Here is a 15,441-nt window from a genome sequence, read left to right on the forward strand (position 1 = left end):
TCAACCTCCGAGGTTGGGGAGGGTGATATCGGGTAGCGGGAATCCGCCGCCCGATGTGGAGCTGGTGGGAGGTGTGGACTCGTCGGTCGTCGTCTCCTCGTCGGTGGTGGAGCTCGGCGTCTCCTCCGTGGTGGAGCGCGGGGTCTCCTCGGTGGTGGTGGTCGGTTCCTCGGTCGTCGTCTCGGTCGGCTCCGGAGTCTGTGTGACGGTCACCGGGGTCGACTGCGTCGGCGACGGCGCAGGTGTGTCAGGTCCGCTCTTCACCCAGTACCCGATCAGCACGATCGCGGCGATCAGGAGAAGCGCGGCGATCGCGGTCAGCACCTTGTGGGTGGTGCTCCACCCCTCATCGGCGGGTGCTGGAGCGGGCGCGGCGCGGCGAGGCGCGGTCGGCGGCCGGGACGCCTGGGTGTTGGCCGACGTCATGGCCTGCGTCGCACCGGGTGCAGCTGCGGCCATCGGGGCCGGGCCGGCGGTGCGCGGCCGCGGCGGACGACGCCCGGCACGCACCGCGGCGACGGCATCGGCGAACTCGCCACCCGTCTCGTAGCGCTGCGCGGGATCCTTGGCGAGCGTGGTGTCGATGAGCTCGCGGACGTGCGCCGGAACCGAGGTCGGCAGCGCGGGCGGCTGATCCTGGATGTGCTTCATCGCGACGGTGATCGCGCCGTCGCCGAGGAAGGGGCGTCGACCGGTGAGTGCCTCGTAGCCGACCACGCCGAGTGAGTAGACGTCCGAGGCTGCGGTCGCCTCGCCTCCCATCGCCTGCTCAGGCGAGATGTACTGGGCGGTGCCCATCACCATGCCGGTCTGCGTGACCGGTGCCGAATCGGCCGCTTTGGCGATGCCGAAGTCGGTGATCTTCACCTGCCCGGTCGGGGTGATGAGGATGTTGCCGGGCTTGACGTCGCGGTGCACGAGGCCGGCGGTGTGCGCAGCCTGCAGGGCGCGTCCGGTCTGCTCGAGCATGTCGAGAGTGTGGTTGAGCGCGAGCTCGCCGACCCGGCTGATCACCGAGTTGAGCGGTTCGCCGTCGACCAGTTCCATCACCAGGTAGGCGAGTGGGTCGCCGCCGTTGCGGTCCGGCGTCTCGCCGTAATCGAAGACGTTCGCGATGCCGGGGTCGTTCAGGCGCGCAGTGGTCTGCGCCTCCGTCCGGAAGCGCCCCAGGAACTCCGAGTCGTTCGAGTACTCGGCCTTGAGTACCTTGACGGCGACTCGCCGACCCAGCCGGGTGTCGAGTGCCTCCCATACCTGACCCATTCCGCCGGTCGCGATCAAGCGGACCAGTCGGTATCGGTCGGCGATGATGGTCCCGTTCTGCAGGCTCATCGAGCACCTCCCGTGTATGCGTTCATCACTGCGCGTCCAATCGGGGCGGCTACGGTGCCGCCGTAAGAGTTCTGCCCTTGGCCACTGTTCTCCACGAGCACCGCCACCGCGATGCGGCTGTTGGAGCTCGGGGAGAAGCCGATGTACCAGGCGTACGGTGTGTCGCCGGCTTCCGCGTCGTCGGAGTGCTCGGCGGTTCCGGTCTTCGAGGCGATGCCCGACTGCGCTCCGGACGTGTTCTGCTCGGAGTCGACCATCATCCCGGTGATGGTGTCGGCTTGGTCGGCCGTCAGCGGACGGTTGACGGCGGTCGGCGACGTCGTGTTGATGGTCCGCAGGTCGGCCGTTTGCAGTCGGTCCACCACGTACGGGTGCATGCGAACGCCGCCGTTGGCGACGGTCGCCGCGATGACCGCGTTCGACAAGACCGTGGTGCGCACATCTCGCTGGCCGATGGCGGACTGGCCGAGGGCGGCCAGGTCCTCGCCGATATCGCCGACCGACGACTTCGCAACGCTCATCGGGATCCCCGCGGGGTCCTCGCCGATGCCGAACTGCTTGGCTGCGGACGTGAACTTGGCGACCTTCTCGCCAGCATCACCGGGAACCTTCTCGGTGAGAAGCTGAGCGAACGCGGTGTTGCACGAATGCTCGAAGGCCTGCGTCAAGGTGACGGTGCCGCCGGAGGATCCGGGACACGTCGAGTCGCTGTCGTTGGTCAGGTAGGCCCCGCTGCCCGGGAGCTTCCATCGCGCATCCGCGGTGAGTCGGGTGTTCGGGTTCTGACCGTTCGCGAGGGCGGCTGCGGTCGACACCACCTTGAAGGTGGAGCCGGGTGGGTACAGCTCGGAGGTAGCCCGGTTCACGAGTGGTGAGCCGGCACCGTCGGCGGTCATCCGGCGCCACGCCTGCTCGGCCTCGTTGAAGTCCTGGGTGGCGATCTGGTTCGGGTCGTAGCTCGGTGAGGACGCCATCGCCAGGATCTTGCCGGTGCTCGGCTCGAGGGCCACGACCGATCCGCGGCACGGGCCGTCGCAGTCGCCGTTGGCCAACTCGCGGTAGGCGGTGCGCTGCAGCTTCGGGTCGATCGTGGTCACCACGTTTCCGCCGCGGGGGTCGCGGCCGGAGAACATGTCCATGAAGCGCTGCGTGAACAGCCGGTCGTCGTTGCCGTTGAGGACGGCGTCCTCGGCGGCCTCGACACCGCGGTCGGCGCGATACACGAACGAGAAGTAGCCGGTGACCGGTGCGAACGCACGCGGAGCGGTCGGGTACTTACGCAGGTATTTGAACTTGCTGTCCGTGGGGACCGACTCAGCGAGCACCGTGCCGTCGGCGGCGACGATCACGCCCCGCTCGCGGGAGTACTCGTCGAGCAGCACCCGGGAGTTGCGGGAGTCGCTCTTGAGCTTGTCCGCTTTGAAAACCTGGAGATAGGTGGCGTTCGCAAGCAGAGCGACCACCAGGACGATGGCCGCGATCGCGACCCGTTGGATAGGACGGTTCATGAGCGCTGCACCATCCTCGTAGCCAGCTCCTCGACCTTGCGCTTCGGCTTGACCTTGGGCGCGTCGGGTTCACGGGCGGCGTTGGAGATGCGGATGAGCAGCGCCAGCAGGAGATAGTTCGCCAGCAGCGACGAACCGCCATAGGCGAGGAACGGTGTGGTCAGGCCGGTGAGCGGGATCAGCTTGGAAACGCCGCCGAAGACGACGAACAACTGGAAGACGATGGTGAAGGAGAGGCCTGCGGCCAGGAGCTTGCCGAAGCTGTCGCGGACGGCGATGGCCGTCCGGAGCCCGCGGATCACGAACAGCAGGTACAGCATGACGATCGCGGTCAGGCCGACCAGCCCGATCTCCTCGCCGAACGAGGTCAGGATGAAGTCGGTGTTGGCGAACGGGACGATGTTGGGCCTACCCGACCCGAGTCCGGTGCCGAACATACCGCCCGTCGCGAAACCGAACAGGCTCTGCGCCACCTGGTAGCCGTACGTGTCGTACTGCTCGAACGGGTCACGCCACACGGCGACGCGCATCTGCAGATGGAAGAACAGCTGATAGGCGACGACCGCGGCGAGCGCGAAAAGCGTGAAGCCGAGCATCAGCCAGCTCACCCGGCCGGTCGCGACGTACAGCATGGTGAGCACCGTCGCGAAGATGAGGAGCGAGGTACCCAGGTCCGATTCGAACGCCAGCACGCCGACCGCGATCACCCAAGCGCCCAGCAGGGGGCCGAGGTCGCGGGCGCGGGGGAAGTCGATGCCCGCGAACTGCTTGCCCGCAGTCGTGAACAGATCGCGTCGTGACACGAGGAACGCGGCGGTGAACACGATGATCAGGATCTTCGAGAACTCGCCGGGCTGAATGTTGAACAGGGGAGTGCGGATCCAGATCTTGGAGCCGTTGATCTCCGACATCGACGACGGCAGGATCGCGGGCAGCGCGAGGAAAATCAGGCCGCCAAGGCCGAGCGTGTACGCGTACCGGGACAGCGTGCGGTGGTCCCGGATGACGATGACCGTTGCCGCGAACACCAGGATGCCGACGAACGCCCACAGCAACTGCTGGTCGGCGTTGTTGGTGCGTTCGGTCGCCTTGAGCAACTCGTCCGACCGAGCCGACCCGAGATCGAGGCGGTGAATCATCACCAGGCCGAGGCCGTTCAGCGTCGCGACGAGCGGCAGGAGCAGTGGATCGGCGTACGGCGCGAATCGGCGCACGATGAAATGCGCAATCGCGCAGAGCGCGGCATAGGCGGCGATGAACTTGAGGATCTCCGCCGAGAAGCCGTCGCCCTGAGCCGATTCGACGATCACCAGAGCGGTGCTCACGATCGCGACTGCGAACACGAGCAGCATCAGTTCGGTGTTGCGGCCCGTGCTGGTCGGTGGCGGGTCCGGAGGCGCGTGGCCCTGGGGTGCGGACGTCATGGGTTCCCCCGGCAGTTCTGCGGGCCCTCGTCGGCGGGAGCCGGTGCGGGGGTCTGCGAGGGGGCGGGGCGCTCCGACGACGTGTCACGAGGCTTCGGCTTGTGCGGCTTCGACGGAGTGTCCGGCTTGGGGGCCGGAGCTGGAGGTGCGCACAGCGGCAGGAACTCGAGTTCGCGCACTCGTTCCTGGGCCGATTCGAGCGACAGGTTCTTGATGTTGTTGGATTCGACCGTGGTCTGGCTGATGCCGTTCAGATCCGAGACCCGCATCGGCGTGCACGCGTTGTCCGCGCCGGCGTCCTGGAACGTGACACTCGGATGCTCCGCGGTCTCATCGTCGATGCACACACGCTGGTTCGGCGATTCCATGGTGAGGAACGCCAGGTTGTCGGGAGTCCCGCGGTGGATCTGCACAGTGCCGTCGTCGTCTGCGGTGACGAAGTTGCTGTCCATGATCTGCGAGCGGACGACGAAGAACGCTGTGACGATCAGACCGACCACGACGAGTGCGGCGATCGCGATCCACGGCCAGCGCGACCGCTTGCGTGCCGCGGGAGCGTCGGGAGTCGTGATGGACGGACGTTGGGTGGCCGGGGCAGGTGGGCGCAGTGCGGCAGCGCGCCCTGCCGCAGTCTTCGGGTCGGGTACATAGCCGTCGGACGCGTCGTCACCGGCCGCGCCGCCCAGGATCGGGCGCGATTCGCCGAATTCGGTGTCGACGACGTCGGCGACGACGACGGTCACGTTGTCCGGGCCACCGCTGCGCAACGCGAGCTCGATGAGCCGATCCGCGCACTCCTTGTGGTCTTCGATGCCGTCGAGGGTGTCGGCGAGGGTCTCCTCGCTGACCACGTCGGAGAGCCCGTCGCTGCACAGCATGTAGCGGTCGCCCGCACGCGCTTCGCGCATGATGAGCGTCGGCTCCACTTCCTGGCCGGTGAGCGCGCGCATGATGAGCGACCGCTGCGGGTGCGAATGAGCCTGCTCGGCCGTGATCCGGCCCTCGTCGACGAGGCTCTGGACGAAGGTGTCGTCGCGGGTGATCTGTGTGAGGTTGCCGTCCCGGTACAGGTAGCCGCGGGAGTCGCCGACGTGGCACAGGCCGATGCGGCTGCCTGCGAACAGGATCGAGGTGAGGGTGGTCCCCATGCCCTCGAGTTCGGGCGTCTGCTCCACCTGCTGGGCGATCGCCGCGTTGCCCGCATGGGTGGCGCGTTCGAGTGCGGAGAGAAGATCGCCGCCGGGCTCATCGTCGTCGAGTGACCGGAGCGCCTGGATGACCAACTGGCTGGCGACCTCGCCGGCCGCGTGACCGCCCATGCCGTCGGCGAGGGCCAGCAGGCGCGCACCCGCGTAGACGGAGTCTTCGTTGTTGGACCGGACGAGACCGCGGTCGCTTCGCGCGATGTAGCGCAGGACGAGAGTCACGGGCGCAGCTCGATCACGGTCTTCCCGACCCGGATCGGGGTGTTGATCGGGGCGCGGACGGCGGTCGTCACCTTGGAGCGCTCGAGGTAGGTGCCATTGGTGGATCCGAGGTCCTCGACGTACCAGTCGTCACCGCGCGGCGACAGGCGCGCGTGGCGTTCGGAGGCGTAGTCGTCGGTGAGGACGAGAGTGGAGTCGTCCGCGCGGCCGATGAGCACCGGCTGGGCGCCGAGGGTGATGCGCGTGTTCGCGAGTGCGCCCGCAGTCACCACCAGGTATTTCGCGGCACCACGGGAACGGCTCCCGCGGCCGGCTCGTTGACGCTTGATGGGCCCGGTGGCCACGCGCCCGCCGGTCGCCGACGTGAGATCGTTCCGCATCGCGCGGATGAGCGCGTAGACGAAAAGCCACAGCAGAACGAGGAACCCGAACCGGGTCACCTGCAGCAGAATGCCCTGCACCTGCGCACCACCTCCCTCACATCGAACGTCGGCACCCGGAGCGATCGCCGGATGCATTCAACTGTCGGGGGATGCAGACATCCCCCGACAGCATCTTATGCGGACTGCCTACTGGAAACGGACCGTGATGTCCGAGTGGCCGAGACGGATCCGATCGCCGTTGGCGAGTTCCCAGCTGCTGACCTGAAGGTCGTTGACCGTCGTTCCGTTGGTGGAGTTCAGGTCGGTGAGCATCGCGACCTGCCCGTCCCAGCGGATCTCGGCGTGACGACGCGAGACGCCGGTGTCCGGGAGGCGGAACTGGGCGTCCTGGCCGCGGCCGAGGACGTTGGAGCCCTGGCGCAGTGAGAAGGTCCGGCTGCTGCCGTCCTCGAGCACGAGCGTGATGCCGCTCGGTGCGTAGCCGCCCTGCGGCTGCGCGTAACCCGGGTCGGCGGGGGCCGCCGGTGCGGCGTAGCCCTGGTCGTAACCGGGCTGGTCGTATCCGGGTTGCGGTGCGTACCCCTGGGGTGCGTAGCCCTGGTCGTATCCGCCCTGCTGGTACTGCGGGTCGTAGCCCTGGGGTGCGTATCCCTGATCGGGCGCGGCGTACTGCTGGTCGTATCCCTGCGGTGCGTAGCCCTGGTCGTAGCCGGACTGGTCGTATCCGGGTTGCGGTGCGTACCCCTGGGGTGCGTAGCCCTGGTCGTATCCGCCCTGCTGGTACTGCGGGTCGTAGCCCTGGGGTGCGTATCCCTGATCGGGTGCGGCGTACTGCTGGTCGTATCCCTGCGGCGCGTAACCCTGCTGCGGGTATCCCTGGTCGTACGCGCCCTGCTCGTAGCCGCCGTGCTGGGGCGCGTAGCCCTGGTCGTAACCGGGCTGCTCGTATCCGCCCTGCTGCGGGTCATACTGCTGGTCGTAGTCGTACTGCGGGTACTGCTGTCCACCCTGCTGCGGGTAGCCGGGGTACTGGCCGCCCTGGTCGTTTCCGGGGTTGTTGGTCATAGCTGGGGCTCCTCGGTGGGGACTTGCGGGTCCCGGGGCCGCGGCGGACGCGGTAACCGGGCGTGGTGTGGCATCAGGGTTCACGATGCCTGCTGTATTGAACTGGCCGGTGTGCAGTGACGGTATCTGATCGAACTCTACGACCACAGGGCCGTAAGTCTGCCACCCATTGTCGCGGATGAAGTCCTCTAAATGGCGGGAGAAGATCTTCCGGTTCAGTTCGTACTCTGCTGACACGTGGTCCAGGTCGGACGGACTGAGCGACACGACGTAGCTATTGGCGACGAGGCGTGCCCCGTCGCCCAGGTCCTCGATGTTGAGTTCGGCTTCCCGCTGAAGGCTCTGCTCTATCTCCTGCGGAGCTACCTTGCCGCCGAAGACTCGGGCGAATCCACCGTCGACGGCGGACTCGAGCTTCCGCTCGAAGCGGTCGAGAAATCCCACCCGTCCCGGCTCCCTTCAGTGCGCTGTGGCGTGTCGGCGTGCATACCGTGCCTGTCGATGTTACCGATCGGGCAAGTCGGATGCTGCCCGCATGCCCCACGAGTTGCATTTCGTCACACGTGTGGCATCCCTGTGGGCTGCTGTCAGTCCGCTGCATCGCAGGTCGGAGTCGGTTCGGCGCCACGAGTTTACTTTCCCCGGCGGGGCCGTGTTATCGTTTTCGGGTCCACGCGGGCATATGTTCTGCGGTGGGCAAGCCACGGGCGAGTGGCGGAATGGCAGACGCGCTGGCTTCAGGTGCCAGTGTCCTTCGGGACGTGGGGGTTCAAGTCCCCCTTCGCCCACCAGGAGCGGTTCCACGAGCTGCGACCAACGAGGTCACGAACTCGAAAGAGTTCGTGACCTCGTTTTTGTCGTTGGGAACAACCATGCCGCCGCACGGTGTCTGCGGATCTCGCGCCAGTCAGGGGATATCGCGGAACTCTTCGTAAAGGCTCGGCAGAAATGTGGCGAGGTGATTCATTTCCTGGGCGCAGTGCTGCAACATGTCGGGTCCGAAGACTCGCAGATCCTGCCGACCGACCTTAGCGATCGGTGCTCGACCAACCTTGCGTGTCAGCGGGTTGGCGAGCATCTTGCCGGCGGGGCTGGTCACGGAGTGGGCGGGGAGGTCGAGGACTTCGAAGCTGTTGACGATGAAACGGCTGCGCATCTCGCAGCCGTCGTCGGTGGGACGGACTTGATGGATGAGCCAGGCGAACGAGATGGGCAGCGTGCTGAGGCCACCCCTCGCGACGACCGTGGTTCCACCACGGGGCGCTTCGGGAAAACCCAGCTTCGTCGGGTCGAAGAACCGAACGGTCAGTGGACTGCGCTTTTCGCCAAGGTATTCGTCGACGTAGGAGACGTTGTCGATGTACCGCTGCCGGTCCGTCAGTTCACGGTTGGCTCTGCGGTCTTGACCCATCGCGGAGTAGTAGTGGGCGTCCGGGTGCCAGAGCTTGTAACGGGTCGTGTCCGTGCCGTGCCACCCGAACCACCAGTCCCACATCTCTCCGGTCACATTCGGCATCTTGGTGAGGGCCGCGACCATGAGCTGGCCGTCGTCCATCTCGGTGTAGCCGGTTTCCAACTTCCGGTAGCCGGGGCGTGACATGACGTCGGCCGCCTCGTCGACGCTGAAACCGTATTCTGAGGGCGAGGGGCCGGAGATGAGCGCGTCTTTCACATGCTCCTGGACGGGCTGTGACTCTTCCTGGAAGTACGGGGCCCAGGGTGACTGATAGTCGTCGTCGCGATAGCCGAGATACCTTGCCTCGCTAGGATATGACGCGGGAGCTGCGGCTCGATCGGCCGCGGTGGGGACGTAGCGCATGTGGGGTTCTCCTGTGCATCGAGTGGGCAACGTGCTCGTTCCGCGCAACCATATGCCTGGCACGGTCGTGTCTCTCAGGATCGGTTGTTATCGCGTCCGTCGGGACCGACGTCGGATAGGTCCAGCTCTCCCAGGCGGGCTGGATCGATGATCGAGACGATCTCGACGATGCACCCATGCCGAACTGTGCAGGCCATGACGCTCAGAGGCTTTCCCGTCGGGCCCCACGACATGATTCCGGGTTCGCCGTTGACGAGCACACGATGGGCGCTCACGCGAGACGACTGGCCTCGGCGAACCGCGTCCGTCACGTGGGACTCGCCTACCTGCGTGGTCGTTCCGTGCGCAGTCACTCGGTGCCATGTCACGTCCGGATCGAGGAGTCGGACGAGATCGTCGAAGTCGCCGTCGTGTGCGGCGGCCAGGAACGCATCGACGATTTCGCGCTGCTCCTGCAGGTTCCCGTCGTGACGCTCATGGTGCCGGACTTTCCTCCGTGCCCGACTCGCCAGCATCTTGGTGGCATCGGGCGTCTTGCCGAGGATCGGCGCGATGTCGGCGAACGGGACGGCGAAGGTGTCATGAAGGATGAAGGCGAGCCGTTCATCCGGACGCAGTGACTGCAGCACCATCAGGAGGGCCACCCCGACGTTGTCGGCCAGCACGGCGGTGTCCTCCGGGGAGTCTCTGTCCGCGGTGACGACGACGTCAGTGACGATCGCATCGGACGGATCACGGTCCATCGACGTCTCGTGCCTCGCCGCCCGTGCGCGGAGCATGTCGATGCCGATCCGGCTCACCACTGTGGTGAGCCAACCGCGCAGATTCTCGATCGATCCAGCGTCCTGACCGGCCAGCCGTAGCCACGTCTCCTGAACGGCGTCCTCTGCGTCGGTGCGAGATCCCAGCAGTCGGTAGGCCACCGCGTTGAGCCGGGAACGTTCACCTTCGAAGTACTCGCTGAGCTGTGCCGGATTCGACATCGGTTACCTCTCGTCGTCGTAGTACGTCACAACTCATGACGGGTCCTCATGGACCGAGGTAACCACGGAGGAGAATCGTATGAACACCATCTTGTGGATCATGGCGGGAGTGCTCGCCGTCGCATTCGGAATCGGAGGCGCGGCCCAGGTCCTCATGCCGAAGGGCGAGTACCGGTCACTGGCGGCCAGTCAGCACTGGGTGGACGACTTCAGTGCACGGCACATCAAAGCGATCGGGACAGTCAAGTTCACCGGCGCGGTGGGTCTCGTGCTCCCGGCGATCGCCGGTATCGCAACGGTCTTGGTGCCTTTGGCCGCATGCGGCCTGATGCTGTTCATGTCGGGTGCGGCAACAACCCGCTTCCGGCGCAGCGAATGGGCTCTGATGTTCGGGGACGTCATGTTCCTCGCTGCGTTCGCCTTCCTGGCCTGGGGCCGTTTCGATCTGGCTCCCTTCAGCTGATCGGCTTTCGGGCCGACGATGAGGCCGTCAGCGGCGTCGGCGGGACGGACCTGCCGATCCGGCAGGTGGAGATCTCACGCCTCCCAGGACTGTCCTTCGGTGATGGCGCCCATGGTGGTCTGTCCGTCGATAGCTTCACGGATGATGTCGGCGTGCCCGCAGTGGTGGGCGGTCTCGCGCAGCATGTGCATCACGAGTCGGCGGACGCTCCACGGCGCAGGTTCGGGATCCCACGGTGCGGTCGGCTGTGGAATCTGCTCGTCGAGGCTGTCGACGCTCGCGATCAGGAGGTCGAACTCCGCTGCGGCGCGGTCGTACTCGTCGAGCGACTCCGCCAACGTCTCGTCCGCGCGCAGTTCATAGGCGTCGGCGAGCGCGGTCATATCGATCTCCGCCTTCTCGTCGCGTTCGATGATCTGGCGCGTCAAATCGCGTTGCACCCGGGCGACGTGCTTGATGAGGCCGCCGAGGGTCAGGCTGCTCACCGTCGACGCGGAGCGGGCCTGCTCCTCGCTGAGGTTGCGGGTGGTGACCTTCAGGAGTGCACGTTGATCGTTGAGGAGGGTCAGCAGGTCCGCCTTCTCTCCGGTGACGTCGACGCTGAGGGTGACGGGGGTGTAGGTGCCGGCCATGGGATGTCCTCTCGGAGTGCCTTCGGTGGGTGCATATTCCACGTTAGAAGGCATACCGGTCAGTTTCCGTCCGCAGGGCTATTCTGCGGCGATGTGCGGGCAACGGTGTCACCTGCCGCCGAGCACCCGCCGCAGGAACGCGTTGGTCAGTTCGGAGGCCTCACGACTCTCGCGCGTGAGCGCGTCGAGGACCGGGAAGGCGTGCACGGCGCGCAGCCAGCGGTGGGTCTCTACCTCCCCGCCTGCCGCGGAGATGCTCTCGGTCAGCTCGAGAATCGCCGAATCCAGATGCTCGTCGACCGATGCGGTGAGGAAGGTCGGCGGAAAGCAGGCTGGGTCGACGGTCTGCAGGACGGCGCTCCCGCGCAGCGCGGTCGGTCCGCGATCCCAGAGCCGTTGAGCTCGTGTGATGGTGGCGGCGGGCTGGAAAGCGTCGCGCGTGGTCCATGGACCTTCGCTGGTCGGCGCCTCGAGGTCGAGAAGCGGGGAGTAGCCGACCAGTGCGTCCGGGCCCCGAACGCCGTCGATGGCGGAGAGTTCGCAGACCTTCGCGGCCAGGAATCCGCCCGCGGAATCGCCGGCGACGACGATACGGACGTCAGCGGGAAGCTCGGCACGCAATGCGGTGTACGCGGCGTAAGCGTCTTCCGCACCGGCGCCCGCACCGAAATCGGGAAGCTGGCGGTACCGAACCGAGTAGACCGACGCGCCGGTGTTCACCGCCAGGCGTGAGCAGATCCGCCGGTGAGTCGCGGTGCCGCAGAACAGGAATCCGCCGCCGTGGAGGTAGAGGACGGCGCAGTCGTCGATGACGTCGTCCGCATCCGTCGGTGTGACGACCTCGACGGGAACCTCGCCGAGCGCACGGGGAGTGAATCGGACCGGAAGCGTGTTCGGGAGTTTGGTGAATGCGCGCTCGACGGCGGCCAGGGACTTGATCCCGCGGTCGCTGAGGGGCCAGGACCGGTAGATCTGACGAAGTGTGCCGCGCGCACCCCAGTACATGGCGTTCGTCAGCGGGCTCGGCGACATGTGCGCAGTCTCGGCGATGCGGTGCGCCTCGGAGTGATCGACCATCGCTCGAATATAGCGACCACCACGACATGGATCGGGCGCCGCGGTGGATCGGGTGGCTACGATCAGCGGAATGAGCCCGACGATCCGCGCCTCCAGTCTGCGCGGATTCCCCGTTCTGCTCGCCGAATTGGGCGCCGGGCCCGGCGAGTACTTCGAACGGTTCGGTATCTCCGCCGATGCGGTCGCCGAGGGCGACGCGCCGGTGTCGATCACCGCGCACGACGCGATGCTGGATGCGGCGGCGTTCGAACTGAACTGTCCCAACCTCGGACTGCGCATGGCGACGATGCAGGACGTCAGCGTGCTGGGGCCGCTGGCCATCGCGATCCAGGCGTCCGAGACGCTCGACGTCGCGCTTCGCGCCGCATCGCGCTTCCTGTTCGTGCACAGCCCGGCACTGCACGTCACCGTCGACGACGATCCGCTCGGACGTCCGGAGGTGGTCGCGGTGACGTACCGGAAGGACCTGCTCCAGTCGCCGTACTCGAGTCAGGGAATCGAACTCGGCATAGGACTGATGTTCCAGATCGCGACACTGCTCATCGAGGACACGGTCGGGCTGCGGTCGGTCGACTTCCCGCACGGCCCGATATCGCCGATCTCGCGCTACACCGAGTTCTTCGGCACGGACGTGCGCTTCAACCAGACGACACCCGCGATACGCATCGAGCGCAGGCTCCTCGGCCGGACTCTCGCGAGTGGCAACGACACCATCCGGCAGGTGGCGATCGACTACCTGGCCAGCACGTTCCCCGACAATCCGCACGTCAGGACGACCACTCGCGTGGAGCGCGTCATCGCCGGGGCACTGGCCTCGGCCCCTGGCATCGAGGATGTCGGACGACTCCTCGTCACCCATCCCCGCACATTGCAACGACAGCTGCGGGCGGAGGGAACCACGTTCCGAGAGGTCCGGGACGGGGTCCGGCGAGAGACGGTGTTCCGACTGGTGACCGGCAGCGACGACCCACTCGACGAGATCGCGCAGTCGGTGGGCTTCACCGAGCAGTCGGCGATGACGCACGCGGTGCAGCGGTGGTACGGCGTCTCACCGCGGACCTTGAGAAAACAGAACCTGTCGCGTTGAAGCAAGTTTCGTAATCGGAATCGCCTAAACTCCTACAAAACAGCACCACCGAGCAGGAGTGAACGATGGCCGACGAAAAAGTACTGGACGACCGGTTGACGCAGATCGGTGCGCGCTCGATCCCCGAGTTCGACGGCGTGCACGACGTCTGGCCGCGCGGCGATCGGCTGAACGCGGTGCGCGACGCCGCCGCGGCGTACAAGAAGCGCTTCAAGGAGCAGGGCGTCATCCGTGCGGCGAAGTCCGTCGACATCGCTGCCGCGCCGTACCCGGTGAACTACGCGTTCCACGATGCGGTGTCGGTGCCGAGCCTCCCGATCCTCTCGATGATCAACCGGATGGTCGTGGTCCAGTACGAGGACTGGAACGGCACCCCGCGCACCCTCGTCTTCGAACCCACCGTCCCCGACGGCTCTGCGGAGGCGCCGTACTACCGGAACCTGCAGAAGCTGGCCGACAAGGTTCCCGGCGGCAAGCTGTTCACGGACTTCATCTACAAGCAGTACAACGAGCCGGGTGATGTCCTCGAGAAGCTCGGACTGTCCCGCGACGACATCGACTTCTGCACCTTCGACCACCTGCACGTGCAGGACTCGCGCATGATCCTCGGTTCCACCGAGGTGATCGAAGGCGAGAGCGCGCCCCGTGAACCGCTGTTCGGCGATGCCAAGATGCTCGTTCACAGCCGTGAGCTCGCCACCCTCCAATCGATGCACCCGATGCAGTGGGCGTGGTACGTCGACGGCAGCCTCGGCGGGGTGGATCCGGACAAGTTCGCCACCTTCGACGGCGACATCGAACTCGGCGTCGGCGTCTCACTGCTGTGGACACCCGGGCACACCGATGGCAACCACTCGCTCGTGATCAACACCGAGGACGGTGTCTGGGTCTCGTCGGAGAACGGCATCTCCCTGGACAACTGGCAGCCGGAGCTCTCGAAGATTCCGGGCGTCCGCAGGTATCACGAGCAGTTCGGACGCGAGATCTGCCCGAACTCGAACACCCTCGAGGACTCGCTCGACCAGTACGACTCGATGATCAAAGAGAAGACGATGGCTGATCCATGCGGTGACGACCCGCGGTGGCTGCAGATCCTGCCGTCGACCGAACTCGCACCGTGGAAGCGCTTCTGGCCCGTGGTGCCGACCTACGTCCACGGCGGCATCGACTACGGCACCATCGAATCAGGTCTCAAGTGACTGCAGCACGAGGCGGTGCCGTCGTCACCGGCGCCGGCCGCGGCTTGGGGAAGCAGATCGCCGAGCTCCTCGTCGGACGCGGGTACCGCGTACTCGTGACAGATCTGGACGCTGACCTCGCGACCGCCGCCGCTGCGGAGATCGGTCCCCACGCGACGCCGATGGCGCTCGACGTACGTGATCCCGAGCAGGTGCAGGCCGCCGCGGATCGGATCGTGGAGACCGCGGGCGGCCTCGACGTGTGGGTCAACAATGCCGGCGTGCTCATCACCGGGGAGGCCTGGACCCAGGACCCGTCGACGCACCGCCTGATGCTCGAGGTGAACGGACTGGGGACGATCTACGGAACCGTCGCCGCGATCAAGACGATGCGGGAGCGATCGGCCGGCGGCCACGTCGTCAACATCGCCTCCCTCGCGGGCCTGACACCGGTGCCGGGCGAGGCCGTCTACGCCGCATCCAAGCACGCGGCCGTCGGCTTCAGCCTGAGCACGGTGGCCGATCTGCGGCTCGCCGGGATCGACGACATCGACATCTCGTGCATCTGCCCCGATGGCATCTGGACTCCGATGCTCTACGACAAGCTCGACGACCCCTCGTCGGCGCTGTCGTTCTCCGGGAAACTGCTGTCGCCGGAGGACGTCGTCACCGCGGTGGGCAAGGTCCTCGATGCACCGCGAGAGGTCACCTCCTTGCCGAAATGGCGCGGCGCGCAGGCCCGCATAGGAGCTGCGTCGCCTCGCATCGGACGGGCGCTGATGCCGTTCATCATCAAGGCGGCTCGACGCAAGCAGCGAAAGATCCAGGCCCGCATCCAGCAGTCGGAGAAGGTGTGACGCGGCGTCGGTGATCCTCAGCGGCTCACCTTCGCTACGTGCCGGCCCGCCGCTGGGCCTGCGGCGATAACGCGGTGCGATCAATCTCGCGATAGTGAGTCCTTGTCTCACGCAGTTGCGGCGGTAGCGTTCACCCGAGCAGCTACCCGCACCGCCGTGCCTCACGTACGGACAAGGAGACGCCGTGTCCGCCCCCGAGAAGGAAA

Annotated in this window: 14 protein-coding genes and 1 tRNA gene; 5 read left to right on the forward strand and 10 right to left on the reverse strand. The window is 66.4% G+C overall.

Annotated elements, in window-relative coordinates; translation table 11 throughout:
• From FO044_RS00160 to FO044_RS00185, 6 genes are all read right to left on the reverse strand, one after another.
• Window positions 1-1,332 carry a serine/threonine-protein kinase gene (locus tag FO044_RS00160; RefSeq protein WP_132992656.1) on the reverse strand — a complete coding sequence of 444 codons (1,332 nt, stop codon included), beginning with the start codon at window positions 1,330-1,332 and terminating at the stop codon, window positions 1-3.
• The gene (locus FO044_RS00165) at window positions 1,329-2,840 is read right to left on the reverse strand and encodes a peptidoglycan D,D-transpeptidase FtsI family protein (RefSeq protein WP_132992657.1); all 1,512 of its coding nucleotides are present in this window, start codon (window positions 2,838-2,840) and stop codon (window positions 1,329-1,331) included. The genes FO044_RS00160 and FO044_RS00165 overlap by 4 nt, the downstream gene beginning before the upstream one ends.
• Complete coding sequence (locus tag FO044_RS00170) at window positions 2,837-4,264, reverse strand: FtsW/RodA/SpoVE family cell cycle protein (RefSeq protein WP_132992658.1); 1,428 nt, start codon at window positions 4,262-4,264, stop codon at window positions 2,837-2,839. The genes FO044_RS00165 and FO044_RS00170 overlap by 4 nt, the downstream gene beginning before the upstream one ends.
• Entirely contained in the window at window positions 4,261-5,691 is a 1,431-nt protein-coding gene (locus tag FO044_RS00175) for a PP2C family protein-serine/threonine phosphatase (protein ID WP_132992659.1), read from the reverse strand. The genes FO044_RS00170 and FO044_RS00175 overlap by 4 nt, the downstream gene beginning before the upstream one ends.
• A complete protein-coding gene (locus tag FO044_RS00180) occupies window positions 5,688-6,152 on the reverse strand; it encodes an FHA domain-containing protein FhaB/FipA (protein WP_132992660.1) in 465 nt (154 codons plus the stop codon). Before FO044_RS00180 ends, FO044_RS00175 begins: the two co-directional genes overlap by 4 nt.
• Before the next feature lie 108 nt (window positions 6,153-6,260).
• Window positions 6,261-7,583, reverse strand: a complete 1,323-nt coding sequence (locus FO044_RS00185) for an FHA domain-containing protein (protein WP_132992661.1) — start codon at window positions 7,581-7,583, stop codon at window positions 6,261-6,263.
• A 261-nt stretch (window positions 7,584-7,844) separates the two neighbouring features.
• Between FO044_RS00185 and FO044_RS00190 the strand changes: the two genes are divergently transcribed.
• A tRNA-Leu gene (locus FO044_RS00190) sits at window positions 7,845-7,930 on the forward strand.
• 116 nt (window positions 7,931-8,046) lie between these two features.
• Here FO044_RS00190 and FO044_RS00195 read toward each other — a convergent pair.
• Window positions 8,047-8,958, reverse strand: coding sequence for a DAPG hydrolase family protein (locus tag FO044_RS00195; RefSeq protein WP_132992696.1), 912 nt, complete (start codon window positions 8,956-8,958; stop codon window positions 8,047-8,049).
• A gap of 74 nt (window positions 8,959-9,032) precedes the next feature.
• On the reverse strand, window positions 9,033-9,941 hold the full coding sequence (locus FO044_RS00200) for a sigma-70 family RNA polymerase sigma factor (protein ID WP_132992697.1): 909 nt from the start codon (window positions 9,939-9,941) through the stop codon (window positions 9,033-9,035).
• Window positions 9,942-10,020: 79 nt separating this feature from the next.
• On the opposite strand from FO044_RS00200, the gene FO044_RS00205 reads away from it, so the two are divergent.
• The gene (locus FO044_RS00205; protein ID WP_132992698.1) at window positions 10,021-10,404 is read left to right on the forward strand and encodes a DoxX family protein; all 384 of its coding nucleotides are present in this window, start codon (window positions 10,021-10,023) and stop codon (window positions 10,402-10,404) included.
• Window positions 10,405-10,478: 74 nt separating this feature from the next.
• Here FO044_RS00205 and FO044_RS00210 read toward each other — a convergent pair whose 3' ends face one another.
• Window positions 10,479-11,036 carry a DinB family protein gene (locus FO044_RS00210; protein WP_132992699.1) on the reverse strand — a complete coding sequence of 186 codons (558 nt, stop codon included), beginning with the start codon at window positions 11,034-11,036 and terminating at the stop codon, window positions 10,479-10,481.
• 108 nt (window positions 11,037-11,144) lie between these two features.
• The gene (locus FO044_RS00215; RefSeq protein WP_132992700.1) at window positions 11,145-12,113 is read right to left on the reverse strand and encodes an alpha/beta hydrolase; all 969 of its coding nucleotides are present in this window, start codon (window positions 12,111-12,113) and stop codon (window positions 11,145-11,147) included.
• A 70-nt stretch (window positions 12,114-12,183) separates the two neighbouring features.
• On the opposite strand from FO044_RS00215, the gene FO044_RS00220 reads away from it, so the two are divergent.
• The 3 genes from FO044_RS00220 to FO044_RS00230 all read left to right on the forward strand — a co-directional run bounded on the left by FO044_RS00220 (window position 12,184) and on the right by FO044_RS00230 (window position 15,235).
• Window positions 12,184-13,200: an AraC family transcriptional regulator gene (locus tag FO044_RS00220; RefSeq protein ID WP_132992701.1), complete on the forward strand. Its 1,017-nt coding sequence runs from the start codon at window positions 12,184-12,186 to the stop codon at window positions 13,198-13,200.
• A 65-nt stretch (window positions 13,201-13,265) separates the two neighbouring features.
• Window positions 13,266-14,399 (forward strand): hypothetical protein, encoded by a 1,134-nt coding sequence (locus tag FO044_RS00225; protein ID WP_132992702.1) that lies wholly within the window; start codon window positions 13,266-13,268, stop codon window positions 14,397-14,399.
• Window positions 14,396-15,235 carry an SDR family oxidoreductase gene (locus tag FO044_RS00230; protein WP_132992703.1) on the forward strand — a complete coding sequence of 280 codons (840 nt, stop codon included), beginning with the start codon at window positions 14,396-14,398 and terminating at the stop codon, window positions 15,233-15,235. The genes FO044_RS00225 and FO044_RS00230 overlap by 4 nt, the downstream gene beginning before the upstream one ends.
• Window positions 15,236-15,441: the final 206 nt, after the last annotated feature.

The sequence above is a fragment of the Gordonia zhaorongruii genome (assembly GCF_007559005.1).
Taxonomy (GTDB): Bacteria; Actinomycetota; Actinomycetes; order Mycobacteriales; family Mycobacteriaceae; genus Gordonia; species Gordonia zhaorongruii.